General features: G+C 34.4%; 25 protein-coding genes. 4 read left to right on the top strand and 21 right to left on the bottom strand.

Going from position 1 to position 25,556, the window contains the following annotated elements:
* Positions 1-3: 3 nt before the first annotated feature.
* From hisA to N4270_RS08825, 19 genes are all read right to left on the bottom strand, one after another.
* On the bottom strand, positions 4-720 hold the full coding sequence (gene hisA / locus N4270_RS08735) for a 1-(5-phosphoribosyl)-5-[(5-phosphoribosylamino)methylideneamino]imidazole-4-carboxamide isomerase (RefSeq protein WP_260096643.1): 717 nt from the start codon (positions 718-720) through the stop codon (positions 4-6).
* Positions 717-1,298 (bottom strand): imidazole glycerol phosphate synthase subunit HisH, encoded by a 582-nt coding sequence (gene hisH / locus N4270_RS08740; RefSeq protein ID WP_260096644.1) that lies wholly within the window; start codon positions 1,296-1,298, stop codon positions 717-719. Before hisH ends, hisA begins: the two co-directional genes overlap by 4 nt.
* Positions 1,299-1,307: 9 nt before the next feature.
* Entirely contained in the window at positions 1,308-2,441 is a 1,134-nt protein-coding gene (gene hisB, locus N4270_RS08745; RefSeq protein ID WP_260096645.1) for a bifunctional histidinol-phosphatase/imidazoleglycerol-phosphate dehydratase HisB, read from the bottom strand.
* A 2-nt stretch (positions 2,442-2,443) separates the two neighbouring features.
* A complete protein-coding gene (hisC, locus tag N4270_RS08750; RefSeq protein WP_260096646.1) occupies positions 2,444-3,508 on the bottom strand; it encodes a histidinol-phosphate transaminase in 1,065 nt (354 codons plus the stop codon).
* 7 nt (positions 3,509-3,515) lie between these two features.
* A complete protein-coding gene (gene hisD, locus N4270_RS08755; protein WP_260096647.1) occupies positions 3,516-4,802 on the bottom strand; it encodes a histidinol dehydrogenase in 1,287 nt (428 codons plus the stop codon).
* Positions 4,802-5,659, bottom strand: a complete 858-nt coding sequence (hisG, locus tag N4270_RS08760; RefSeq protein WP_260096648.1) for an ATP phosphoribosyltransferase — start codon at positions 5,657-5,659, stop codon at positions 4,802-4,804. The genes hisD and hisG overlap by 1 nt, the downstream gene beginning before the upstream one ends.
* A gap of 278 nt (positions 5,660-5,937) precedes the next feature.
* Positions 5,938-6,489 (bottom strand): hypothetical protein, encoded by a 552-nt coding sequence (locus N4270_RS08765; protein ID WP_260096649.1) that lies wholly within the window; start codon positions 6,487-6,489, stop codon positions 5,938-5,940.
* 7 nt (positions 6,490-6,496) lie between these two features.
* Positions 6,497-7,312, bottom strand: a complete 816-nt coding sequence (locus tag N4270_RS08770; RefSeq protein ID WP_260096650.1) for a prohibitin family protein — start codon at positions 7,310-7,312, stop codon at positions 6,497-6,499.
* A gap of 11 nt (positions 7,313-7,323) precedes the next feature.
* Entirely contained in the window at positions 7,324-9,357 is a 2,034-nt protein-coding gene (locus tag N4270_RS08775) for a VWA domain-containing protein (RefSeq protein WP_260096651.1), read from the bottom strand.
* A gap of 16 nt (positions 9,358-9,373) precedes the next feature.
* Positions 9,374-10,120: a 3-oxoacyl-[acyl-carrier-protein] reductase gene (gene fabG, locus N4270_RS08780; RefSeq protein ID WP_260096652.1), complete on the bottom strand. Its 747-nt coding sequence runs from the start codon at positions 10,118-10,120 to the stop codon at positions 9,374-9,376.
* 139 nt (positions 10,121-10,259) lie between these two features.
* Positions 10,260-13,232: a pitrilysin family protein gene (locus tag N4270_RS08785; protein WP_260096653.1), complete on the bottom strand. Its 2,973-nt coding sequence runs from the start codon at positions 13,230-13,232 to the stop codon at positions 10,260-10,262.
* Positions 13,233-13,331: 99 nt separating this feature from the next.
* Positions 13,332-14,204 carry a succinate--CoA ligase subunit alpha gene (gene sucD / locus N4270_RS08790; RefSeq protein ID WP_260096654.1) on the bottom strand — a complete coding sequence of 291 codons (873 nt, stop codon included), beginning with the start codon at positions 14,202-14,204 and terminating at the stop codon, positions 13,332-13,334.
* Between the two features lie 115 nt (positions 14,205-14,319).
* Positions 14,320-14,724 (bottom strand): nuclear transport factor 2 family protein, encoded by a 405-nt coding sequence (locus tag N4270_RS08795; RefSeq protein ID WP_260096655.1) that lies wholly within the window; start codon positions 14,722-14,724, stop codon positions 14,320-14,322.
* Positions 14,725-15,660 carry a UDP-3-O-(3-hydroxymyristoyl)glucosamine N-acyltransferase gene (locus N4270_RS08800; RefSeq protein ID WP_260096656.1) on the bottom strand — a complete coding sequence of 312 codons (936 nt, stop codon included), beginning with the start codon at positions 15,658-15,660 and terminating at the stop codon, positions 14,725-14,727.
* Positions 15,661-16,227: an elongation factor P gene (efp, locus tag N4270_RS08805; protein ID WP_260096657.1), complete on the bottom strand. Its 567-nt coding sequence runs from the start codon at positions 16,225-16,227 to the stop codon at positions 15,661-15,663.
* Between the two features lie 20 nt (positions 16,228-16,247).
* Positions 16,248-17,033: an acyl-ACP--UDP-N-acetylglucosamine O-acyltransferase gene (lpxA, locus tag N4270_RS08810; RefSeq protein WP_260096658.1), complete on the bottom strand. Its 786-nt coding sequence runs from the start codon at positions 17,031-17,033 to the stop codon at positions 16,248-16,250.
* A gap of 7 nt (positions 17,034-17,040) precedes the next feature.
* A complete protein-coding gene (locus N4270_RS08815) occupies positions 17,041-18,447 on the bottom strand; it encodes a bifunctional UDP-3-O-[3-hydroxymyristoyl] N-acetylglucosamine deacetylase/3-hydroxyacyl-ACP dehydratase (protein WP_260096659.1) in 1,407 nt (468 codons plus the stop codon).
* Positions 18,434-19,462, bottom strand: coding sequence for a UDP-3-O-(3-hydroxymyristoyl)glucosamine N-acyltransferase (gene lpxD / locus N4270_RS08820; protein ID WP_260096660.1), 1,029 nt, complete (start codon positions 19,460-19,462; stop codon positions 18,434-18,436). Before lpxD ends, N4270_RS08815 begins: the two co-directional genes overlap by 14 nt.
* A gap of 172 nt (positions 19,463-19,634) precedes the next feature.
* A complete protein-coding gene (locus N4270_RS08825; RefSeq protein ID WP_260096661.1) occupies positions 19,635-20,858 on the bottom strand; it encodes an HD domain-containing protein in 1,224 nt (407 codons plus the stop codon).
* Between the two features lie 36 nt (positions 20,859-20,894).
* On the opposite strand from N4270_RS08825, the gene N4270_RS08830 reads away from it, so the two are divergent.
* The 4 genes from N4270_RS08830 to N4270_RS08845 all read left to right on the top strand — a co-directional run bounded on the left by N4270_RS08830 (position 20,895) and on the right by N4270_RS08845 (position 24,373).
* On the top strand, positions 20,895-22,448 hold the full coding sequence (locus tag N4270_RS08830) for a bifunctional response regulator/alkaline phosphatase family protein (RefSeq protein ID WP_260096662.1): 1,554 nt from the start codon (positions 20,895-20,897) through the stop codon (positions 22,446-22,448).
* A 138-nt stretch (positions 22,449-22,586) separates the two neighbouring features.
* Positions 22,587-23,051 carry a tRNA (adenosine(37)-N6)-threonylcarbamoyltransferase complex ATPase subunit type 1 TsaE gene (gene tsaE, locus N4270_RS08835; RefSeq protein ID WP_260096663.1) on the top strand — a complete coding sequence of 155 codons (465 nt, stop codon included), beginning with the start codon at positions 22,587-22,589 and terminating at the stop codon, positions 23,049-23,051.
* Positions 23,052-23,295: 244 nt separating this feature from the next.
* On the top strand, positions 23,296-23,850 hold the full coding sequence (locus N4270_RS08840; RefSeq protein ID WP_260096664.1) for a hypothetical protein: 555 nt from the start codon (positions 23,296-23,298) through the stop codon (positions 23,848-23,850).
* Positions 23,851-24,010: 160 nt separating this feature from the next.
* Positions 24,011-24,373: a hypothetical protein gene (locus N4270_RS08845; protein ID WP_260096665.1), complete on the top strand. Its 363-nt coding sequence runs from the start codon at positions 24,011-24,013 to the stop codon at positions 24,371-24,373.
* Here N4270_RS08845 and N4270_RS08850 read toward each other — a convergent pair.
* Both N4270_RS08850 and N4270_RS08855 read right to left on the bottom strand, forming a co-directional pair.
* On the bottom strand, positions 24,370-24,963 hold the full coding sequence (locus tag N4270_RS08850; RefSeq protein WP_260096666.1) for a hypothetical protein: 594 nt from the start codon (positions 24,961-24,963) through the stop codon (positions 24,370-24,372). The genes N4270_RS08845 and N4270_RS08850 overlap by 4 nt on opposite strands.
* 1 nt (position 24,964) lies before the next feature.
* Complete coding sequence (locus N4270_RS08855) at positions 24,965-25,549, bottom strand: hypothetical protein (protein WP_260096667.1); 585 nt, start codon at positions 25,547-25,549, stop codon at positions 24,965-24,967.
* Between the last annotated feature and the right edge of the window lie 7 nt (positions 25,550-25,556).

Consider the following 25,556-nt stretch of genomic DNA (forward strand, 5'->3'; position numbering starts at 1 on the left):
AGCCTATGAATAAGTTTCTAAATCTCTCAAACTTATGTGACCTTCATAAAGTGCTTTGCCAATAATAGCAGCTTCACAGCCTAAATCTTCTAGAACATTAAGGTCATTTATAGAAGTTACGCCTCCAGAGGCAATTAGTTTAATATGTTTGGTCTCGCTTAAAATTCGTTTATACAAATCGAATGAAGGACCTTCGAGCATGCCATCTTTAGCTATATCGGTACAAATAACATAATTAACGCCTTTTAATTCATAAGATTTTATAAAGGGAATGATGTTTATGTTACTAGCTTCTTGCCAGCCACTTACTGCTATTTTTTCATCATTACAATCTGCTCCAAGGATAATTTTTGTGCCGCCATATTTTGAAATCCAACCTTCAAAAACGTTCGGATTTTTAACAGCAATACTTCCACCTGTAATTTGTTTTGCTCCAGAATTGAAGGCGATATGTAAATCTTCATCAGATTTTAAGCCGCCGCCAAAATCAATTTTAAGGTTTGTTTTAGATGTGATTTGCTCTAAAACTTTATAATTGACAATGTGTTGTGCTTTAGCTCCATCTAAATCCACTAGGTGCAAATATTGTATTCCTGCGCCTTCAAATTCTTTGGCAACTTCTATCGGATTTTCATTATATATGGTTTTGGTATTGTAGTCCCCTTGTGTGAGACGTACACATTTACCATCTATAATATCTATTGCGGGTATAATTCTCATAAATTTAAAAAGTTTTTTAATAGTCGTTCTCCTGCTAAACTGCTTTTCTCTGGATGAAATTGAACGCCATAAAAGTTATCACTTTTCAAGGCTGTGGAGTATTCAGATTCATAATGAGATGTGGCAATGGTTTCTTGACATATTTCAGCATAATAACTATGTACAAGATACATGAACTCTGCGTCATTAATGTTATGAAATAAATTTGATTTTAAATTGTGAATGGTATTCCATCCCATTTGCGGTACTTTAACGGCTTTAGAAAATCGTTTCACTTCCACATCAAAAATACCAAGTCCGTTTGTTTGACCTTCATCGCTATGGTTGCACATTAATTGCATCCCTAAACAGATGCCTAAAACGGGCTGTGTTAACTTTGGAATCAACCTGTCTAAACCGCTTTGTTTAAGCATATGCATTGCAGAACTCGCCTCACCAACACCAGGAAAGATAACTTTATCAGCGGCTTCTATCGCTTCCGGATCCTTCGAAAGTTGAGCATCAACACCTAATCGTTTAAAAGCAAACTGGATACTTTTAATATTTCCGGCACCATAATTTATAATAACTGTTTTCATTGACAATATTTAGAGTACGCCTTTAGTACTAGGCAAAATCATTTTTTCCACATCGCGTTTAACGGCCATTTTTATAGCCTTTGCAAAAGCTTTAAATATAGCTTCAATTTTGTGATGCTCATTGGTGCCTTCAGCTTTAATATTGAGATTGCATTTGGCACCATCGGTAAAGGATTTAAAAAAGTGATAAAACATTTCAGTGGGCATTTTACCAATCATTTCACGTTTAAATTCAGCATCCCAAACCAACCAGTTTCGTCCACCAAAATCTATGGCAACCTGTGCAAAACAATCATCCATAGGCAATGCGAATCCGTAGCGTTCAATTCCTAATTTATTACCCAATGTTGTAGCGAATACTTCACCAAGCGCAATAGCAGTATCTTCGATGGTGTGGTGTTCGTCAACATCTAAGTCACCATCTACTTTAATCGCCAAATCTAGTTGTCCGTGACGCGCAATTTGGTCTAACATATGATCAAAAAAGGCAATTCCGGTATCTATATTACTTTGACCTTTGCCATCTAGATTTACATCAATTTTAATTTTTGTTTCATTGGTATTTCGCTCAATACTTCCTGTTCTAGCATCCGTTTTTAAGAAGCTATAAATCACTTCCCAATCGTTACTTTCTAGCGCGATAAATTTATCAAGAGTTTCACGCTTTACGGTGATTTCATCAGTCCCTAAATTGGTATTATCATTGATAAAAATTCCTTTAGAACCAAGATTTTTAGCAAGTTCAATATCAGTTAATCGATCACCAATAACAAATGAATTTTCTAAATCGTATGCCGAAGAAAAATACTTGGTTAACAAGCCCGTATTTGGTTTGCGTGTTGGTGCATTATCTTTTGCAAATGTTCGGTCAATAAATTGTTCTTCAAAACTAATACCTTCGGCTTCAAAGGTTTTGATAATAAAATTGTGCACTGGCCAGAAGGTGTTCTCTGGATAAACCGAAGTTCCTAAACCATCCTGATTGGTAATCATAACGATTTCAAAATCCAGTTCTTTAGCAATTTTGCTTAAATACTGAAAGACTTTTGGGTAGAATTCCAGTTTTTCAAATGCATCAATTTGCTCATCTGCTGGCTCTTTAATGAGTGTGCCGTCTCTATCTATAAATAATACTCGTTTCATGATTATGATAATGATTTTAATGCTGAAATTAATTTACTGTTTTCTTCTGGTGAACCGACTGTAAAACGCAAACAATTGTTGCATAAAGGCTGGTTGGTTCTGTTGCGTATAACCAAACCTTTAGATATTAACTCATCATATCGTTTGGTGGCATCGTCAACTTTAGCTAAAATAAAGTTTGCATCAGAAGGCTGAACACTTTTAATACAAGATATATTTTGTAAGGCTTCCATCAAGACCTTTCGTTGTTCTAAAATCTTTTGAATGTCTTCGGAAAGTGTTTGTGGTTTGCTTAAAAGTTCTAGGGCTTTTTGCTGCGTAAGCGTGTTAACATTGTATGGCGGTTTTATTCGGTTTAATACTGAAATAATAGCTTCAGAAGCATAACAAATTCCCAGTCGGATTCCTGCCATTCCATAAGCTTTGGATAAAGTTTGTATAACAATTAAATTTGAAAATTCATCCAGTCTACGAATCCAACTTTCCTGATTTGAAAAGTCAATATAAGCTTCGTCTATAACCACAATACCATTAAAATTGGTCACTAATTTTTCGATGGTTTTAGCCTTAAAACTATTTGACGTCGGATTATTTGGCGAGCATAAAAACAAAATTTTAGTTGCTGTTGTAGCAGCCTTCAGAATCACATCAACTCTAGGTTCGAAATTCGCATCCAATTCAATTTTTTGAACAGCAATTGCATTTAGACTTGCTAACACCTCATACATGCCATAGGTTGGTGGCAAAGTGATAACCGAATCTTGGTTAGGTTCACAAAATGCTCTAAAGATTAAATCCAAAACTTCGTCACTTCCGTTTCCTAAAAGTAGTTGTTCTTCAGCAACCCTTTTTAAAGTGCTTAAACGTGACTTTAGTTGTTTTTGTTGCGGATCAGGATAGCGATTTACACCATTGTCAAACGGATTCTCATTGGCATCTAAAAACACCATACCCTCTTCATTCTCTTTAAACTCATCTCGAGCCGAAGCATAAGGTTTTAGGGCTTTTATATTTGGTCTAATATAATCGTTTAGACTAAACTTAAACTTTAAGGTTTCGTTATTCATAACTCGATTATTTTTTTAAATCGTTTAATCGCAATGTCACTGCATTTTTATGGGCTTGCAGCCCTTCTGCTTCGGCCATTAACTCAATGGTATTTCCAATATTTAAAATACCTTCTTTGGAAATCTTCTGAAACGTAATGCTCTTGGTAAAACTATCCAGGTTAACCCCAGAATAGGCTTTACTAAATCCGTTAGTAGGCAATGTATGATTGGTGCCAGACGCATAATCACCAGCACTTTCCGGAGTGTAATTCCCTATAAAAACCGAACCAGCATTTTCAATTTGATCGACATAAAAATCGTTATTATTTGTACATACGATTAAGTGTTCGGGGGCATATGCGTTAATCATTTTTAAAGCTACCACATCGGAATCTACATAAATAAGTTTTGAATTATCGATTGCTTTTTGCGCGAAAGCCTTTCGTGGTAAGTTTTGAATTTGCGTTTCAACTTCTTCAGAAACCTTAGCGATTAGTGACTTTGAGGTTGAGACTAAAATCACCTGGCTATCACTGCCATGTTCTGCCTGGCTTAGTAAATCTGATGCTACATAAGCCGCATTTGCAGAATCATCGGCAACGACGAGTAATTCACTTGGGCCCGCAGGCATATCGATAGCAACCCCATATTTAGTGGCTAATTGTTTGGCAACTGTCACGTATTGGTTTCCGGGTCCGAAAATTTTATAGACCTTCGGTATCGCTGTGGTTCCAAAAGTTAATCCGGCAATAGCCTGAATACCTCCAACTTTAATGATTTTTGTAACGCCACATAATTGGGCTGCGTAGAGGATTTCATTAGCAATTTTTCCTTCTCTGTTTGGTGGCGAACATAAAACAATCTCTTTACAACCTGCAATTTGAGCAGGCACAGCAAGCATTAAAACTGTAGAAAATAAAGGTGCTGTTCCGCCAGGAATATACAAACCTACTTTTTGTATCGGACGTTTATCTTGCCAACATTCAATTCCTACAGCAGTTTGAACACTTACACGTTCTGTTTTTTGTGCACTGTGAAAAAGTTGTATGTTTTGTTTAGCTGTTTGAATGGCTTGTTTTAATTCTTCTGAAACCTGATTTGTTGCGTCTGCAATTTCATTAGCGCTTACAATTACAGATTCTAAAGTTGCACCATCAAATAATTCGGTATACTTATTAATCGCTTTGTCGCCACTTCTTTCAACGTCACTAAATATTTGATTGACCGTATTTTCAATATTTTCTAGAGTCTGCGTTGGTCTTTTTAATAAGTCAGACCAGCTTGATGTTTTAGGATTTATGATTGTTTTCATTATAAAACCATGTTTTCGATTGGACATACTAAAATTCCTTCTGCGCCATTTAGCTTGAGTTCATCAATAATTTCCCAAAACTCATGCTTATTAATCACAGAGTGTAACGAGCTCCAGCCTTTTTTAGCAAGCGGCAAAATTGTGGGACTGTTCATTCCTGGTAAGATATTAACAATAGCTTCCAGCTTTTCGTCGGGTGCATTTAGCAATACATATTTGCTCTGTCGGCCTCTTAATACCGATTGTAATCTAAATTGAAGTTTGTTTAATATTTGTTTGTTTTCCGAAGAAATTAAAGGCGAAACAGCTAAAACTGCTTCAGATTTCAATAAAACTTCCACCTCTTTTAATCCGTTTTTAAACAAGGTGCTACCGCTGGAAACAATATCAACAATGGCATCGGCCAACCCAATGTTTGGAGCAATTTCAACCGATCCGTTAATGATGTGTAATTTTGCATTCACTTGTTGCTCCTCTAAAAACTGACTGACAGTATTTGGGTATGAGGTGGCAATTCGCTTGCCTTCAAGGTCTTTAATAGATGTATAGGTTTTTGATTTCGGAACAGCTACAGAAACTTTACAACTTGAAAATCCAAGTTTTTCAATGAATGAAATGCCTTGACCTTTTTCGACTAGAATATTTTCGCCAATGATAGCGGCATCAACAACACCGTCTTTTAAATACTGTGGAATATCGCCATTTCTCAAATAGAAGACCTCTAAAGGAAAGTTTTTTGCTGAAGCTTTAAGTTGATCTTTTCCGTTATCGACTAAAATACCGACATCCTTTAGGATTTTCATAGAGTCGTCGTATAGTCTTCCCGATTTTTGTACTGCAATTTTTAATTTACTCATTGTGGTTTTATTGTGTTTGAGTAAATCGTTTTGGAGAAATTTCTTAAAGATGAAGAAATAAAAAACCGTTTGATTTACTCAAACGGTTTTTAAATATCTTGATTTTATTCAATACATTTTCAGCTCGCTTGAGTGCCAGTATGAAAATGATGATGATGTAATTGAATAAATGTCATGTCTTTGTTTTGTCTTTACAAATATTGCAAATTAAAATTCAATAATCCTAATCTAATAATACGTTTTATGAATTTATTAATATTAAGCCTTTAAATTAAGAATTACTCATCATACTTAGGACAGGTTGTCCAAGGATAAGCACATTGGTCTTTAAAACTAAGCCAACCAATCACCTCTTTTTTAGCAACAACAAAACTCACTTTTGCCCATAAATCATTGGTTTCTAAAACATTTACCCGTTTAAAGCTGTCAATTTTATGGATTTTATTAGATGATTTCCTAGGTTCATCATAGAGATAAGCACGATGGTTCTCTCCGTAAACATCCACAGAAATCAAGAAATTAGTTGATCTCACCCAATGGTTTTCATGATCGTAGTTTTTGTATGAACCTGGAAGGCGTTGGATATTTTTAATTTTAAACCAGCCATAATCACTATCTAAGATAGCAATTTTATACCAAGCATGTTTGTCATCAATATTATGAAGTGTGTCTATAATTTTTCCGTTCATGCGATCGTAAATAAACAGCGGCTGCTTCGTTTGTTTATCATAATACGATTCGACCAAATCAAGATAATGCAATTGATCATCTTCCTGAGCAAACAGGTTGAGACTACAAAATGCAAAGAGAAAAAGTAAGCTTCGTTTCACTTATATCTTATTGATTCCCCAAAATAATAGGCATTCCAGAATCTCCAGAACCAATGACAATCACTTTGCTGTTAGGAGACTCCGAAAGTTTAATCGTAGCGTCAATTCCTTTATCCTGAAGAATTTTATCAGTAAGTGACGCACTTAATATTTTATTGGCATCAGCTTTACCTTGTGCCTCGATTCGCACCTTTTGTGCTTCTTTTTCTGCGGTAACGAGTCTAAATTCGTATTCTAACGATTCTTGTTCTTGCTTCAGTTTACGTTCAATAGCCTGCTTAATCGTTGGTGGTAAGGTCACATCACGGATTAAAATATCATTAATTTGAATAAATTGAGGTTCTACAATTTTTTTAGTTTCTTCTAAGATTTCATCCTGAATGGCATCACGCTTTGAAGAGTATAACTGTTCTGGTGTATAGCGACCAACAACACTTCTTGCGGCACTTCTGATGGCTGGTTGTAAAACTCTGCTCATATACTCCTGCCCTTTTTCATTGTGTAATCTTCCCAAATTATTAAAATCTGGCTCGTATAATACCGAAGCATCGAGTTTTATATCTAAACCATTAGATGATAATACCGACATTTTTTCTGGCATTTCTTGCTGACGTGTCTCATAATCTATAACACGATTCCAAGGCGCGATAATATGAAATCCAGGTCCTAAAGGAGGTTCATTTGGGTCTACACCTTGCCCTAGAGTTTCGTGTACAACGCCGGCATGACCAGAATCGATGGTAACTGCCGATTTAAATAATAAAATAAGTACGACCACAATACCAAAAAGAACTGGTAATGCGATTTTAGGTAATTTTTCCATAGTTTTTGTTTTTATATAAGTCCGTTATATTTTCTTATAAACCACTCAGTCGCAAGACTTAACGCGATGAGTCCCAGAAGGTATTTCCAGTCTATCAAAGGTACGACTTTTTTAGTGCTTTTTTGAATAGTTGCAAACCTAGAATCGTTGAGTAAATCATTAATAACCGAACTTGTATTGTCTATAAAATAAGCTGTTCCTTCACTTTGACTCGCTAAACTTTCAAGTTTAGTGACATTGGCATTTAAGAATTGTTGTTCGACATTATAATCCAGTATTTTGAGTTCACCAGATTTTGAAATATTTTCAGTGTTCACCTTAACCGTAAAACTATAGGTTCCAGCTTCTAATCCGCTTAAATCGACCTCATAATTCGTGTTTTTTAGCACAAAAGGAAAAGTAACCGTTTTATCGGTCTCATTATTTTTAAGCGTTATATTGAGATTGGCATTGGTTTCAAATTCGTAATTCTTATTAAAAAACTGAGCCGTAATGCTTACATTATCATTGCCATTATAAAAAGACTCATAATTTACATTGAGACGTGTACGACGTTGGTTGGTACTTAAATACTGTACTAATTTGCCGATGAAGTTATCGAAAGTATGAAATGAGTTTTCGTTGAGATACGCCTGAGCACGCCATCTCCAAATCCCTTCGCCTAAGATTAAGGCTTCCCGTTTCTCATTGATTTCAAACGTAGCTAGTAAAGGTTCGTTTAAATCGTTTCCGTTGACGCTTTTATATAGTAACGTTTCATAAGGTACCGCAAACGAAGTTTCACCAAACTCACCTTGAAGTGGCGGAAACTCACTAAAATTCAAATTATCAACAATAAAGGTAGCGTAGTTTTGATTCAGACTGGCCTGATAGTCTTCCGTTTGATTGGTTTGTTGTTGCTTGTAATTACCTTGCAACTGATTGAGTAATGACCAGTTGGTTTTGGTACCAGTAATCACGATTTTATTCAGTTTTAGACGTTCAATCTCATTGAAAAGCGACCTAAAGTTATTATTTGGCTGATAGACAATAACCAGTTGAAAATCATTAGGTTTTAATAAAAAATCTGTCGAGGATAATATCTCTGCATGGCGTTGTTCATTACTTTCAATAGATTTCTTGAGTGCGCCTAAATCGGGATGTAATATGTCGGATACAATAGCCACATTCGTCTTTTGATCAATCACTTCTACAGCGAAGTTTTTACTATTGTTGATTGTATTTTTTTCGTTATCTAACGGAATAACTTCTGCTTTATAACTCGTCACGCCTACACGATTAGCAGGTAAGGTTAGATTAACAATTTGAGACGTTTGGGTTTTACTAAATGTGAGTGGTTTTGAAAAAACAGTACTGGCTCCTACCGAAATCTTCAACTGCGAATTGACTGTCGAATTGCCATTGTAGGTGGCTATGATTTCAACAGGAAACTTGTTTTTTAAATAGGCATAGCGGTTAACGTTTAACTGTTGAATTTTAAGATCTGTATAAGTGGTTGTATCGCCAAGAATGACAGGAAACACAGCTTGTTTATAACGTTTGGTTAAATAAGCATAATCGGTTCCGTAGGTTTGATTTCCATCAGAAATAAGTAGGGTTGGCGAAATGGAATTGCTATACACTTCAGCTAAGCGTTCAAATACTAAAGCAAGGTTAGACTGTTTTTCGTCGAATGCTAATGAATCTGTTTGCCGCACTTCTTTTCCGAAGCTAAAAAACTCTAAATTAAAATTTTCATTAAGCGCTTCATTTTCTTTTAAAGAATTGATGAAATCTGAAGTGTTTTGCGACTGATTGAGGTAGGTAATCGATTCTGAATTATCGACTGCTACAACGAGATTTGGCTTTTCATTAAAATATGTGACTTTATCGAATTTCGGATTAATGAGTAGTAGAAATACCGAAAACAATGTTATAAAGCGCAAAGCCGTTAGCAGAATAGCTCTTTTGCCCTTAATCTTTGACTTGTATACATACTGAAAAAGCGCTAGTAAAAGCGCTATGATTCCAGATATGATAATATATGTTATTGTTTCAGTTTGCAATGAATATAAAACGATATTAAGTTAACATTCCGCCATCAACATTTAAGGTCTGCCCAGTGATATAAGCACTCATGTCACTAGCTAAAAACACACAAGCGTTGGCAATGTCTTCAGGGTTTCCGCCACGTTTTAACGGAATAGCATTACGCCAGCCTTTCACTGTTTCTTCGTCTAATTTGGCAGTCATTTCAGTTTCTATAAAACCAGGCGCAATCACGTTACTTCTAATATTTCTAGATCCTAGTTCTAGCGCCACAGATTTTGAAAATCCAATAATACCAGCTTTAGAAGCCGCATAATTAGTTTGACCAGCATTCCCTTTGACACCAACAACAGAACTCATATTAATTATAGAACCTTTACGTTGTTTTAACATGGTACGTTGAACCGCTTTGGTCATATTAAACACAGATTTTAAGTTGACTTCGATGACTTTATCAAAATCCTCCTCTCCCATTCTCATAAGAAGATTGTCTTTAGTGATTCCAGCGTTATTGATTAAAATATCGATGCTACCAAATTCGGCTAAAACAGCTTCAGCGAGTTGCTGAGCCTCTTCAAAATTTGCAGCATTACTTTGATAGCCTTTAGCTTTAATGCCCTGACTATTTAATTCTTTTTCTAATGCATTTGCAGCTTCAACAGAAGCGCTGTATGTAAATGCAACATTAGCTCCATGTTGCGCAAAAACTTCAGCAATACCTTTACCAATTCCGCGGCTAGCGCCAGTAATAATTGCAGTTTTTCCTTCTAATAATTTCATTATATACATTTTAATAGTTGGTATTCAAATATATGAAATACAAGTTGCACAACATATAAAAACCTCACAAATTCTTGTGAGGTTTTTAACAGTTTTAATCTATTAGATATTCTATAAAATGAATCTTATTTATTGAGATTTACATTTTAATTTCTTCAGGCTGTTCGTAGTTAAAAAGATAGTCAATATCCATTTCCTGAACTTTACCTAATTTTTCTAAGGCTTTAAAATCGACATCCTTTTTATTGCCAATCACCATAACATTATAGTTTTCACCTTTAATGTTTGTATTAAAGAACTCACGTAAATCTGCCATTGTCATATTTTTTATGGCATTGTACATTTCTTCTCGGTTGTCATTATCGATACCAAGTTTTTTAAGACGCTCATAACTCCAGAACACACTTGATTTTGTAATACGCTGCGCTGCTAATTTTTTAAGAGTAGCTTCTTTTGCCGCGTTAAATTGTTCTTCGGCTTCTGGCATGTTGGTCATTAGTTCCATCATTGCATCAACAGCTTGCGGCATTTTGTTAGCCTGCGTTCCCATGTAAGCCATCACGTAGTTATTATCTTCTTTTTTGCTTGCTGTACTGTAGCTAGAAAATGCAGAATAGGCTAAAGATTTAGATTCTCTAATTTCCTGGAAGACGATAGATGATAATCCGCTACCAAAGTAAGTATTAAACAAAGTAGAAGCTGCCATATTTTCGGCTTTGAAAGGCTCACCTTTTGCTAAGAATAACATTTCAGATTGCACCATATCAAAATCTACGAAATACACATTGCCGCCTGTTTCTTTTTCCAGATACGCCATAGCTTCAGGATATGATTTTAAATCTTCAGCTACTTTATGACTCGTATTCAAAGCAGTTACAGCAGCATCGATATCTTTTCCGTAGTAAAAAACACGTTGTTCAAAGTTTTTCATTTCTTTAATAATATCTACCAATTCAGCAGGATCCATAGCTTTCAATTCATTTGCTTGAAAGATATTTCTCAAACGTGAATTTTCACCGTATTTACCATAATTCATCAGACCGTTCCATAGGATATTTCCTTTTTGAGATTTGCCATCAACTCTACCTTTTACGATAGACTCTACATATTTGTCGTATGCCTCTTGATCTGGTACGGCGTTATTCCAAAGGTGTTCTAAAAGCTCTAAACCTTTAGGTAAGTTTTCCTTTAAACCATTTAGTCCAACATAAGTCGTTTCACCACCAGCGCTCACATAATAGTTAACACCGAGTTTGTAGAATTCTTTTTTAAGTTCTTCCGCAGTATATTTATCGGTACCTAAGTATTCCATATATCCAGCGGCAAGTCCTAGCTTTTTATCGTTATCACTTCCCATATCAAAAATGATATTCATATCAAACAAGTCGTTTTTCTCATTGTTGATATAGGCTACTTTAATACCATTATCAGTATTGGTTTCTTTGATTTCCTTTTTGTAATCAATAAATTTTGGCTGTAATGGCTTAGATTCAAGTTTATTAAAGTTTAATAAGAATGGAGAGCTCATTTCTCTATTCACATTAACAGGTGTGATTCCTGGGTTTTCAACTTTAACTATTGAAGAGTCCTCACCTTGTCTTTTGTAGGTGATGACATAATTATCTTTATAAAACGTATTAGCAAAATCTACCAATTCTTGTTTAGAGATTTTCTTCAAATCATCTAAAAATTGCACACGTTGTTTCCAGTTTTGCTCTTTAATAAAAGCGTCAACATACATATCGGCTAAAGCAGAATTGTTTTCATATTGCTGTGTCTGACTTAATTTTAAGTCATTAATTACGGCATCCATCATCCATTCGTCAAACTCCCCTTTTTTAAGTTTTTCAACTTGAGCTAAAAGCAATACTTTCACTTCATCTAAAGTTTGTCCTTCTTTAGGGCTACCCGAAAAAGTGTGATACCCATATTCTTTAAGGAATGTTGGGCTACAACCTGCATATTGCACCAATTGCTTCTGGTTTAAGTTTAAATCGATAAGTCCTGCATTTCCATTCGCCAAAATCATATCAGCCATAGTGACTAATTTCTCTTGTTCAGTTCCCATAGCTTCAGTTCTAAAAGCAATAGAAACACTTTCGGCAGTAGGTCCAAAAACTTCGTTAACAACAGGCGCTGTGATTGCTTCTTCTTTTGGTAAGGTAGGATGAACCAACTCTTTCTTTTCAAATTTTCCGAAGACATCATTGACTTCTTTAATCGTTTTATCAAAATCGATATCACCAACCAGTACCATCGCCATATTATTTGGCACATAGTAAGTGTCGAAATAATTATGAATATCGACCATTGACGGATTTTTTAAGTGCTCACCAGTTCCAATAGTTGTTTGTTGACCATAAGGGTGATTTGGAAATAGGCCTTCAAGCATTGCTGCGTAACGCTTACGTCCATCATTATCCTGACCACGATTAAATTCTTCAAAAACAGCTTCTAATTCTGTATGAAATAAACGCAGTACAAGTTGACTAAAACGTTCTCCTTCTAAATGCAACCACTTTTCTAATTCGTTTGCAGGGATTTTATTAGTGTACACGGTTTGCTCAAACCAAGTATAAGCATTGGTTCCTGTAGCTCCAAGTGACGCCATCATTTTGTCGTACTCATTGGCAATGCTATAATTTGAAGCCTCAAGAGATACTTCGTCAATCTTTTTATAAAGCTCTAATTTTTTTGCAGGATCGGTTTCAGCTCTATGTTGTTCATACAATTCTGAAATTTGGTCTAAATACACTTTTTCTTTTTCCCAGTCTGCTGCACCAATTTCATCTGTACCTTTAAAGACCATGTGTTCTAAATAGTGTGCTAAACCTGTAGACTCTTTTGGGTCGTAATTTGAACCTGCTTTAACAGCGATATAGGTTTGGATTTTTGGCTCATCTACATTCTTACTTAGATAAACTTTAAGTCCGTTATCCAAAGTATACAAACGTAAACCTGTTGGGTCATTTTCAACCGATTCATAAGAGAATCCGTTTGCATCTGTTTTAGATTCAACAGCATAGGCTAAATCTTTGTTTTCATTTTCAGTTTTACAGTTGTATGCTAATGTGATCATACAAATTGCAAACCATAGTTTGATGTGTTTCATTTAGATTGATTTGATTAAAAAAAAAATTCCGTTGACAAGTTACTGTCAACGGAATTATAACGAATCCATTTTATATTTATTTTAACAGCCTAAGTACTATTAATTTAGAACTTCGGCTACTTTTTTACCAATTTCTGCAGGTGAGTCAACAACATGAATTCCACAAGCTCTCATAATTTTCTTTTTAGCTTGAGCGGTATCATCACTTCCGCCAACAATAGCACCAGCATGTCCCATAGTACGACCAGCAGGAGCCGTTTCACCAGCGATGAATCCTACAACTGGTTTTTTACTTCCACTTGCTTTGTACCAATTAGCTGCATCGGCTTCTAACTGACCACCAATTTCACCAATCATCACAACCGCTTCAGTTTCTGGGTCATTGATTAATAATTCTACAGCTTCTTTAGTTGTTGTTCCGATAATTGGGTCACCACCAATTCCGATTGCTGTTGTGATTCCGAGACCTTGTTTTACAACCTGATCTGCAGCTTCATAAGTTAAGGTTCCTGATTTAGAAACGATACCTACTTTTCCTTTTTTAAACACAAATCCAGGCATAATACCAACTTTTGCTTCACCTGGTGTGATCACGCCCGGACAATTTGGTCCGATTAAGCGACAGTCTTTACCTTTAATATAATCTGAAGCCTTAATCATATCAGCAACAGGAATCCCTTCAGTAATGGTGATAATCACTTTAATACCAGCATCTGCAGCTTCCATAATAGCATCAGCAGCAAAAGCAGGTGGAACAAATATGATTGTTGTATCTGCACCTAATTCTTTAACAGCTTTTTCAACCGTATTAAAAACAGGCTTATCAAGATGTGTTTGACCGCCTTTTCCAGGTGTCACACCTCCAACAACATTGGTTCCATATTCAATCATTTGTTCGGCATGAAACGTTCCTTCACTACCTGTAAATCCTTGAACTATTATTTTTGAATCTTTATTAACTAAAACGCTCATTTGTGTTTGTTTTATATGATTTTTATTTGACTAAGTTATGCTTCGGAAAGATTTTTTATACTGATTTAATTTCCGAAGACAAAAGTAAGTTTTTGTATAGGAATTATAAATTTTTTTAAACTTTTATTTCAGAATAAGAATTTAAACTCTCTGAACTGTTATCGACTGGCTGACTTATTTCATAGCCTCTATAAAGTTTGCCATCTTTTACTTCCCAAATAGAGATAAAGTGAGCTAAAGGATCTTCTTTTTCTGGACGTTCGATAGACGTTACATAAATGGTATATCTAGCTGTTACTGTATTGCCTTCTTCTAGTAAATGACTCACCCGATAAGTAAAGGATAAAAATGATTTCCTCAAACCGTTTAGCATTTCTTTAATACCATTATAATCTAAAGAGGTGAAACCATTACTGCTATTCCAAAGCAGTTTACAATCCTTGTGAATTAAATTTATAGCGTCCTCAGATTTTGCCAAATCCATATCATAAAACGCTTTAACCACTTCTTTTGCTGACATTTAAATATTTTTTAGTTTTTCTAAAATTTCAGGAATTTTACGTATGGCGGCGATTTCTTTGTATTTACTTCTAAAATCATCTGCAGGCACACCAAAATAACTTTTATGCCCTTCTAAGGATTTGCTCACGCCTGCTTTGGCAGATATGACCGCTTTTTTTCCTATGGTAATACCGCTGGTAATACCAACTTGTCCCCAAATAGTAACTTCATCTTCTATAACCACACAGCCAGCAATACCGACTTGTGAAGCAATCAGGCATTTTTTTCCGATAACGGTATCATGACCTACTTGAATTTGATTATCAAGTTTTGAACCTTCTCCAATTATGGTATCTGCGGTAACCCCTTTATCTATAGTACATAAAGCGCCTATGTCGACATTATTTTGAATAACAACACGACCACCAGAACGCAACTGATCGAAGCCTTCAGGGCGGTTTTTATAATAAAATGCACTGCCACCTAAAACGGCTCCAGCATGAATAATAACATTATCACCAATAACCGTATCGTCATAAAGACTAACATTAGAATGAATGACACAATTGTCGCCAATAGTTACATTATGACCAATAAAACAATTAGGTTGTATAATGGTGTTTTTTCCAATCGTTGCCGAAGACGATATAGCGCTATTAGCCGACTGAAAAGGTTTAAAGTGTAATGTTAATTTATTAAAATCTCTAAACGGGTCATCACTAATTAGCAAGGCCTTACCTTCTGGGCAATCTACTTTTTTATTGATAAGAACAATCGTTGCTGCAGACGCTAAAGCTTTGTCATAATACTTAGGATGGTCTACAAATACAATATCACCCGATTGGACCACATGAATTTCGTTCATACCTAACACCGGAAAATCATCAGCACCTACATAGTCTGTAGAAATGAGTTCAGCAATCGCTTTAAGTGTTTGCGGTTTAGGAAATTTCATTTATTCTTTGATACGTTCTTTGTAGGTTCCTTTTTCTGTTTCAATTTTAATTTTATCGCCTTCATTAATAAATAAAGGGACATTAACAGTTGCTCCTGTCTCAACAGTCGCCGGTTTAGTCGCATTAGTTGCTGTATTTCCTTTAACGCCAGGCTCAGTAGCAATTACTTCTAAAACCACACTTGCAGGCATATCAACAGAAAGCGGCATATTGTCTTCGGTGTTAATTAGAACAGTAACAACTTCACCTTCTTTCATTAATTCCGGCGTATCTAATGCAGCTTCTAATAAACGAATTTGAGTGTAATCTGCTTCATTCATAAAGTGATAAAATTCACCGTCGTTGTATAGATATTGAAATTTATGAGTTTCAACACGTACATCTTCAATTTTATGTCCGGCAGAAAAGGTGTTATCAATAACTTTTCCTGTTGTAACACTTTTTAGCTTGGTTCTTACGAACGCTGGACCTTTACCAGGTTTTACATGTAAAAATTCTATGATTTTGAAGATATCATGATTGTATCTAATACATAATCCATTTCTTATATCTGAAGTACTTGCCATAATATGTTTGGTCTAATTTATTAATTTGATTTAAAGTATCCTTTCATGATTCCGCGATGCGAGTTTTTAATAAACTGAAGGATTTCATCACGTTCGGGAGTTGCCTCCATTTCGGCTTCTATTAAATCGGAAGCCTGAGTATTGTTATAATTTTTCTGATATAATATTCTGTATATATCTTGAATTTCTCTAATTTTTTCTGTTGAAAATCCGCGGCGACGTAAGCCTACAGAATTAATTCCAACATAAGATAAAGGTTCACGTGCAGCTTTTACAAAAGGAGGCACATCTTTTCTTACTAACGAACCGCCAGTTACAAAGGCGTGATTTCCGATAGAACAAAACTGATGTACAGCTGTCATTCCCGCTAAAACCACATAGTCACCAACGCTAATGTGTCCGGCCAATGTACTATTATTTGAAAAGATACAATTATTACCAACAATACAATCGTGAGCAACGTGGCAATAGGCCATGATTAAACAGTTGTTTCCTATAACTGTTTTCATTTTATCTGTAGTTCCTCTGTTAATCGTAACACACTCTCTTATAGTAACGTTATCCCCTATTATCGTAAGTGTATCTTCATCATTGTATTTTAAATCTTGAGGCACAGCAGAAATAACTGAACCAGGAAAAATATTACAATTTTTACCAATACGAGCACCTTCCATGATGGTAACATTACTACCAATCCAAGTGCCTTCTCCAATAGTCACATTATTATAGATAGTTGTAAACGGTTCTATGACGACATTCTTTGCAATTTTAGCACCAGGATGTACGTAAGCTAAAGGTTGGTTCATTTGTTTTTTATTTAACTTTTGAAATTTGTGCCATTAGTTCTGCTTCAGCACAGAGCTTACCATTGGCATAGGCATAGCCTTGCATGTGACAAATACCACGACGTATAGGCGTTATAAGATCACATTTAAAAATAAGTGTATCACCAGGAACCACTTTTTGTTTGAACTTTACTTTGTCAATTTTCATAAAGAACGTAAGGTAGTTTTCCGGATCTGGCACAGTGCTTAGTACTAAAATCCCTCCTGTTTGCGCCATAGCTTCAACAATTAAAACGCCAGGCATAACTGGAGCTCCAGGAAAATGTCCTTTGAAAAACTCTTCGTTCATGGTTACGTTTTTAACTCCGATGACATGAGAATCAGATAATTCAAAAACCTTATCCAGTAACAAAAATGGTTGTCTGTGCGGCAACATTTCCATAATTTGTATCACGTCCATTAAAGGCTCCTGATTTAAATCAATAGAAGGTACATTATTCCGTCTTTCATTTTTGATGATCTTCGACAGTTTTTTTGCGAACTGCGTATTGACAAAATGTCCAGGCTTATTGGCAATCACTTTACCTTTGATACGCGTTCCAACTAAAGCCAGATCACCAACAACATCTAATAATTTATGTCTTGCGGCTTCATTAGGATGGTGAAGTGTTAAGTTATCTAGAATGCCATTAGGTTTAACAGCAATCGAATCTTTTTTAAATGCGACACGCAGTTTGTCCATGGTTTCAGGAGATAGCTCTTTATCCACGTAAACTATAGCATTGTTAAGATCACCACCTTTAATCAGGCCATGTTCTAATAAGGTTTCGAGTTCGTGCAAAAAGCTAAAAGTTCTAGAATCAGAAATATCCTCTTTAAAATCGGAGATATGATTTAAGGTTGCATTTTGAGTGCCTAATACTTTGGTACCGAAATCAACCATGGTGGTTACCTGATATTCTTTAGCAGGCATAACAATTATTTCACTTCCTGATTCTTCATCAGAATAAGATACCACATCGGTTACCACATATTCTTCTCTAAAATCGTCCTGCTCAACAATTCCTGCTTTTTCTAAAGCTTCAACAAAAAACTTTGAAGAACCATCCATTATAGGAGGTTCGGAAGCATTGAGTTGAATTATAGTGTTGTCAATATCGAGGCCAACTAAAGCTGCTAAAACATGCTCTGAAGTTTGAATGGTCACGCCATTTTTTTCTAAACACGTGCCACGTTGTGTGTTGGTGACATAGTTAGCATCGGCTTCTATAATAGGTTCGCCTTCTAAATCGACACGTTTAAAAGCAAAACCAGTATTAACTGGTGCAGGACAAAAGGTTAAAGTAACATCCTTACCTGTGTGAAGCCCAACTCCTGTTAGTGAAATTTCTTTCTCTATTGTTTTTTGTTTGACGTCTGTTTTAATTATTCCCATTGACTTTTTTTTCTAAATCATTTATGGATTTAACAATTTTCGGTAAATTTTTAAAGTATACGTATGATTTGTTCCAATCTCCATAATTAAATGAAGGTGAGCCTTGCAGTACTTCATTATCTTTTACATGTCTTCCAATACCAGATTGCGCTTGAATTTTTACATTATTTCCAATGTTTAAATGTCCGGCGAAACCAACTTGGCCACCAATAATACAATTCTCTCCTATTTTGGTAGAACCTGCAATTCCTGTTTGAGCAGCAATCACAGTGTTTTTTCCAATCTCAACATTGTGAGCAATTTGTATTTGGTTATCTAATTTGACTCCTCTTCTAATAACTGTAGAACCTAAAGTTGCTCTATCAATTGTTGTCGCCGCTCCAATGTCGACAAAGTCTTCAATAATAACGTTTCCGGTTTGTGGTACTTTGTTGTATTCCCCTGTTTCATCAGGCACAAAACCAAATCCGTCAGCACCAATAATAACACCAGAATTGATGACACAATTATTTCCTATGACACATTCCGAATACACTTTAGCTCCAGAAAACAGAATGGTATTATCACCAATAGTCACATTATCACCAATGTATGAATTAGGAAAAATTTTCACGTTTTTTCCGATGGTTACATTATCTCCTATATAACTGAATGCGCCAACATAGATATCATCACCTACTTGCGCAGATTCAGAAATAAAGGATGGTTGTTCAATACCGTGTTTATTCAGTTTTACCTGGTTGTAATATTCTAAGAGTTTAGAAAACGACTTATAGGCATCATCAACCTTTATAAGCGTCGTAGTTATATCATTTTCTGGTTCAAAAGTCTTATTCACGATTGTAATCGAAGCTTTTGTAGAATAGATATATGACTTATACTTAGGGTTAGCTAAAAAGGTCAAAGAGCCTTCTGTCCCTTCTTCAATTTTTGAAAGTTTAGAAACTTCTACCTCTGGATCTCCAATGATATCACCTTCTAAAATTCCAGCTATTTGTTGTGCTGTAAAGTTCATTCTCGCAAAAATAGGAAAAATGTATAATATATTTATAGTTGTTATCGAGTTACTTATGAACCACCTACTAATAAAAACCTTTAGATAGAGCGTTAATCATGTCATACATTCTGAAAATCATTATTTTAAACCTAAACAATCTGAAGTAATTCTGAAGACATGCACCAAAATCCTAGTCTTTAGGATAGCAAATATAATATTTGGTTATGGGTTTAGAGAGCGCTTTCATACTAAATTGATCTGAAGCTTTAGTAATATCGACAACCTTGCCTGTTTTTTGTAAAATCTTAATGTTTTGTGTTTTAGACTGATAAGCTTGATTTGAAATTTCGTCGATGAACACAAAATATTCAGCATCCGCTTTAGAAATATTGTACTTGAGAGTGAGCTTGGTGATGTGCTTATTCAAAGTACTGGATTTAATCGGTTTGTTTTTCAGCTTAATTTTCAGCAAATCACGATTAATAATCATGCTGGACAGGTGTTTCAGAATAAAATCGTCGTGGTATTGCCAATCTTTCATTGCTGAGATGATATCGGTATCGTCTAATCTGGAAAAGGTTTCTAAGCTTTCTGAAGTGAAGTTTTTTTCTGAAATCTCATTCCTAAGAAAATAGGACAAGGCATCACTAGCTTTTAATTTCACGCCTTGATGACTAAGTTCTTTTGCACGTTTCAATACACGAGTTAATAACTGTTCGGCTACTAATCCTGTTTTGTGCAGATAGACTTGCCAATACATAAAACGGCGTGCTACTAAGAATTTTTCAACACTATAAATTCCTTTTTCTTCCACAACCAATCTGTCGTCAACCACATTAAGCATGGTGATGAGACGTTCACTATTAATATTACCTTCGGCAACACCAGTATAAAAACTATCGCGTTTTAGGTAATCGGCTCTATCCATATCAAACTGACTAGAAATAAGCTCACATAAAAACGGTCTGTGGTATTTCCCTTCAAAAATTTGAATGGCTAGCGTTAAACTTCCGTTAAATTCTGCATTGAGTTTTTGCATGAATAGCATCGAAATTTCTTCATGAGTAATACCATTTACTATACTATGTTCCATCGCATGCGAGAATGGACCATGACCAATATCGTGTAATAAAATAGCGATATAAAGGGCTCTTTCTTCGTTTTCAGAAATCGATACACCCTTGAAACGTAAGACATTAACTGCTTTTTGCATGAGATGCATGCAGCCAATGGCATGATGAAAACGCGTGTGATGCGCACCAGGATATACCAAATAAGATAAGCCCATTTGTGAAATTCTACGAAGTCGTTGAAAGTATTTATGTTCAATTAAATCGAAAATATCAGAATTCGGAATCGTAATAAATCCGTAAATTGGGTCGTTAAAGATTTTAAGTTTGTTGCTTGACTTCAAACGCTGCACTTTTACATTAATTTTAAACAAATATACATGAACACTATAAATATTCTTTGGGTTGACGACGAAATCGATCTTTTAAAACCACATATTATCTTTTTAGAACAAAAACAATACAAGGTTACAACCTGTCAAAGTGGTACTGAAGCCATCGAAATTATTGACGATACGAACTTCGACATTGTCTTTTTAGATGAAAACATGCCAGGTCTTACCGGATTAGAAACGCTGAATGAAATCAAGGAAAGACGTGCCAACCTTCCCGTTGTGATGATTACGAAAAGTGAGGAAGAATATATCATGGAACAAGCTATTGGAAATAAAATTGCAGATTATTTAATCAAGCCTGTGAACCCGAATCAGATTCTGTTGAGCTTAAAAAAGAATTTAGACCATTCAAGGCTTGTTTCGGAGAAGACAACATCTAATTATCAGCAAGAATTCAGAAAAATTGCCATGGATATGTCTATGGTGAACAGTTTTGAAGAATGGAGTGATTTATATCAAAAGCTGATTTATTGGGAATTGCAATTAGAAGATATTGAAGACATTGGAATGACCGAAATTTTAGAATCTCAAAAAAACGAAGCCAATGTTCAATTTGGTAAATTCATTGATAAAAATTATGCCGATTGGTTTGACCATAATTCAGAGGCACCAACACTTTCTCATAACTTATTTAAAGATAAAGTTGTTCCCGAAATAAGTAAAGACCAGCCGACATTGTTAATTGTTATAGACAACCTTAGGTATGATCAATGGAAAGCCTTTGAGCCGATTGTAAATAATTATTATAAGAAGGAATCTGAAGAGCCTTTTTACAGTATTTTACCTACAGCAACACAGTATGCAAGAAATGCCATTTTCTCTGGTTTAATGCCAGCTGACATGGAAAAGTTACATCCAAATTTATGGAAAAACGATACTGATGAAGGTGGAAAAAATTTACATGAAAATGATTTCTTACAAGCACAACTGAAGCGTTTAGGTTTGCAACATTTAAAAACAGATTATCATAAAATAACGAACCTACGATCTGGTAAGAAATTGGTCGAAAATTTTAAAATGCTAAAGGATAATGATTTATCGGTTATCGTGTACAACTTTGTAGACATGCTGTCGCATTCTAAAACAGAAATGGATGTCGTAAAAGAATTAGCATCCAATGATAAGGCTTATCGTTCGTTAACCGTTAGCTGGTTTAAAAACTCTCCTTTATTGGAAATGATTCAGCAAGCGCAACAGTTAAGTTTCAAACTCATTTTAACTACAGATCATGGCACTATTAACGTGAAAAACCCATCCAAAGTGATTGGCGATAGAGACACAAGTTTAAACTTGCGTTATAAAACAGGACGTAGTCTCACTTATGAAGACCGTGAAGTTTTAGTAGCCAAGGATCCTAAGCAGTTTCACTTGCCATCCATTACGATGAGTAGTTCATTTATTTTTGCAAAAAGTGATTACTTTTTAGCCTATCCAAACAATTACAATCATTATGTAAGTTACTACCGAAATACCTATCAGCATGGTGGAGTTTCATTAGAAGAAATGATTATTCCGTTTGTGGTGATGAATCCGAAATAGCTAGTAATCAGACTTGTTAACAAATCCATATACTGCATAAAAATCCGATGAAATACACTTTTTTCTTGGTTTTAACATTAAATATCCTTATTATTGCTCAATAAATTAGGCTAATAACACTTTTGATACACATAGAATATGTCGGTAATTTTAGACATTACTTATCCGATAGATGCAATAGAATCTGTTGCAAAACAGATTTTATCTCATGTGAATTCTAGAACGATTTTATTTTATGGTGATATTGGAGCTGGAAAAACAACTCTAATTAAATCTTTAGTAAAATTACTAGGAAGTTCAGAAGATGTGAGCAGCCCAACATTCTCGATTGTTAATGAATATATGTTAGATGATAGTTCGATTTATCATTTTGATTTATATAGAATTAAGGATGAAGAAGAAGCTTTAAATTTTGGTATTGAAGACTATTTATACACCTCAAATTGGGTGTTTATTGAATGGCCCGATCATGCTAAAAATTTGCTTCCTGAAGATGTAAATTGTATTGAGATTACACATATAGATAAGACCTCAAGATCCCTCAAATTGAGCCAGAACACAATATTAACCCAGAAAAACGCTATGGAGCAGTACAAAATTTAGTAAATAAATTGATAACCTAACACCGCGTCATTGTTGGATTCTACGGAAAAACCGTAACGTATAGGTGATTATCAGAGTGGTTTTTAACACTCGTTTAACTGTTCAAAAGCGTGTACGCATGTTATATTTGAGCAATTAATTAATTTAATCCCTTATATTATGAAAACTAAGAAGTACGTACTAGCAATTGCAATTTTCGGTGGTATGTTGTTTACAGCTCACGCAACTGATTTAATCAACTTAGATGGACAAGTTAAAACCGAAATCGACAAAAGAAAGCTTAAAATCCGAACGCACGGATAATAAAGACAGTAACAAAAGCATCTTAATTGGGAGTATTATAGCTACATTTATAGCTTCTACTCCCTTTATTTTTTATTTATATGAGTACGTACCTCAAACAGAAACTTGGGATATGTACCTTTTTGTTTATAAGAGTAGTTTTTATAAAGATTCACAAGTTGGTATTTGGTCAATTTTAATGAAATTAGTGCCTCTACTTCTTTTATTTGTTTGGTTTTTCACATGTCGCCATTGGTGGTATCATGCTCTATTAGTTCCAATTGCTATGTATTCTTATCAAATTTTTGGAGCAATAAATGAAGACATGGTCTTTTTTGATGAGTTTCAACTTCTATACCTAGTCCCTTTAATGGCTATAATAATTCCTTCTATATATTTAATTAGAGCACGAATGTTTAATAAGATTAATGATGCCAACAAAACCATGCAGGAGTTAGAAGAAGAGTTTACCGTAAAACCAAAAGGTGTATGGGCGCAAGTTAAACAGTATTTTTAAAAATATAAACGAATTTATAAAAGCACAACTTAGTAAGTTGTGCTTTTTTTTTGTTAATATTTTCTTAGAAAATATTCTATGTAGAGTATATTAATTCAAAAAAAATTACATTTGTAATTATTAAGTTATTAATTATTCACTCTAGAACCCTAATTAGAAAATGAGTAAAACCATTCATCGCATCATGCAATTGGTATCCAGTTTAAACATGAGCGCCAGACAATTTGATATTTCTATTGGCACTGCTAATGGCTATATTTTAAGAATGCAAAAAAACAATGCTTCTGTTGGTAGTGATGTGATCGAACGTATTGTTAAAGAGTATCCGCAAGTCAATTTGGTTTGGCTACTAACGGGACAAGGCGATATGTTTATCAACGATGCTCCAAAACCTAAAGTTAGATCGAAACAGGAGATTGAAGCTTATATCGATGACCGTTTGAAAGCACAATGGTCTGATGAAAAAAAAGCACTTTTGGATGAAATTTTAAATGAAATTGAACAAGCAAATAAAAACAACTAAATAGTCATTTTATCTCTTAATTCTATTAGTTTTATTAGGTATTCCTTCTTCTCATAAGTCTCTTTTTCTTTTTTCAATATTCTTAGTTGCCTTTTTAAGAAGAGAGAATCGCTTTTTTTAAAAATTGAAAGTTCCTTCATTAAATAATAAATTTCACTATCGAGTTTTGATCTTATGTTTTTTTTTGAAGAATAATACCCTGCCTTGATTGATAAAAAATAAATTAATAAAGTATATATGATAAGTGCTGGTAATGAATTAACAAATTGGTAATCTTCATAAAACTCATATCTATCATTTATAAAGCTTATAAAATTATAAACAGCAAAAAGCAAAGGAATAAGTAAAACTAGTCTCCACCAGTATTTACAAGTTATAAACCAAATTGTAATAATTAAAATCGTCAAAATTTTATATGAATATATCCATAAATAGTTTCTAACTTTTTCAAAATAGCCAGCATCAATTGTAAAAAACAATGTCTCCCAAGTTTGGGTTTTGGGTGCAAATACATGTAAATAAAAAGCAAAGGGAGATATTATTAATATTAAAATAATAGCCAGATCTTTTCTTAACTTTATTTTTTCCATTTTAATAAAATTTATTTCTTAGTTCAATTAATTTTTTTAAATATTCTGTTCTTTTATATGAGTCCTTTTCTGTTTTCAAAGATTGAAAGCTGATGATTAATTTATCATCATCTATAATATTTTTATTGATTTCATTAAAAGTGTTCTCTATTTCAGAATTCAAATCTTTATATATTACTTGATGATTATGAAATTGATTAACCCTTTTAGAAAGAAATATAATAGAAAAAATTAAAGGTATTGTGATAGGTATGCTAGTTATAAAATCTATTTCATCAAAACTCTCTACTTTAGTATTAAAAAAACTAATTAATTTAAAAAACTCTAGTGTCATTGGGACTAATAATGCATTCTTCCACCAATGTTGTGAAGTAAAATACCATATAATAAGCAAAATTATTACTTGTAATTTGACTGCTAGGAACCATAATAAAATGTCATAACTAATATCAAAACCCTCTACGGTTGAGTTCAATTTCTCTACTGATAATAGTTCTTTAACATAAAATAATAATGGCACTTGGGCAATTATTAAAATTATGACTAAGTCAGTAAGATAATTTTTTATGGTACTTATTTTTTTCATAGAAAAT

Source organism: Psychroserpens sp. SPM9, assembly GCF_025153525.1.
Taxonomy (GTDB): Bacteria; Bacteroidota; Bacteroidia; order Flavobacteriales; family Flavobacteriaceae; genus Psychroserpens.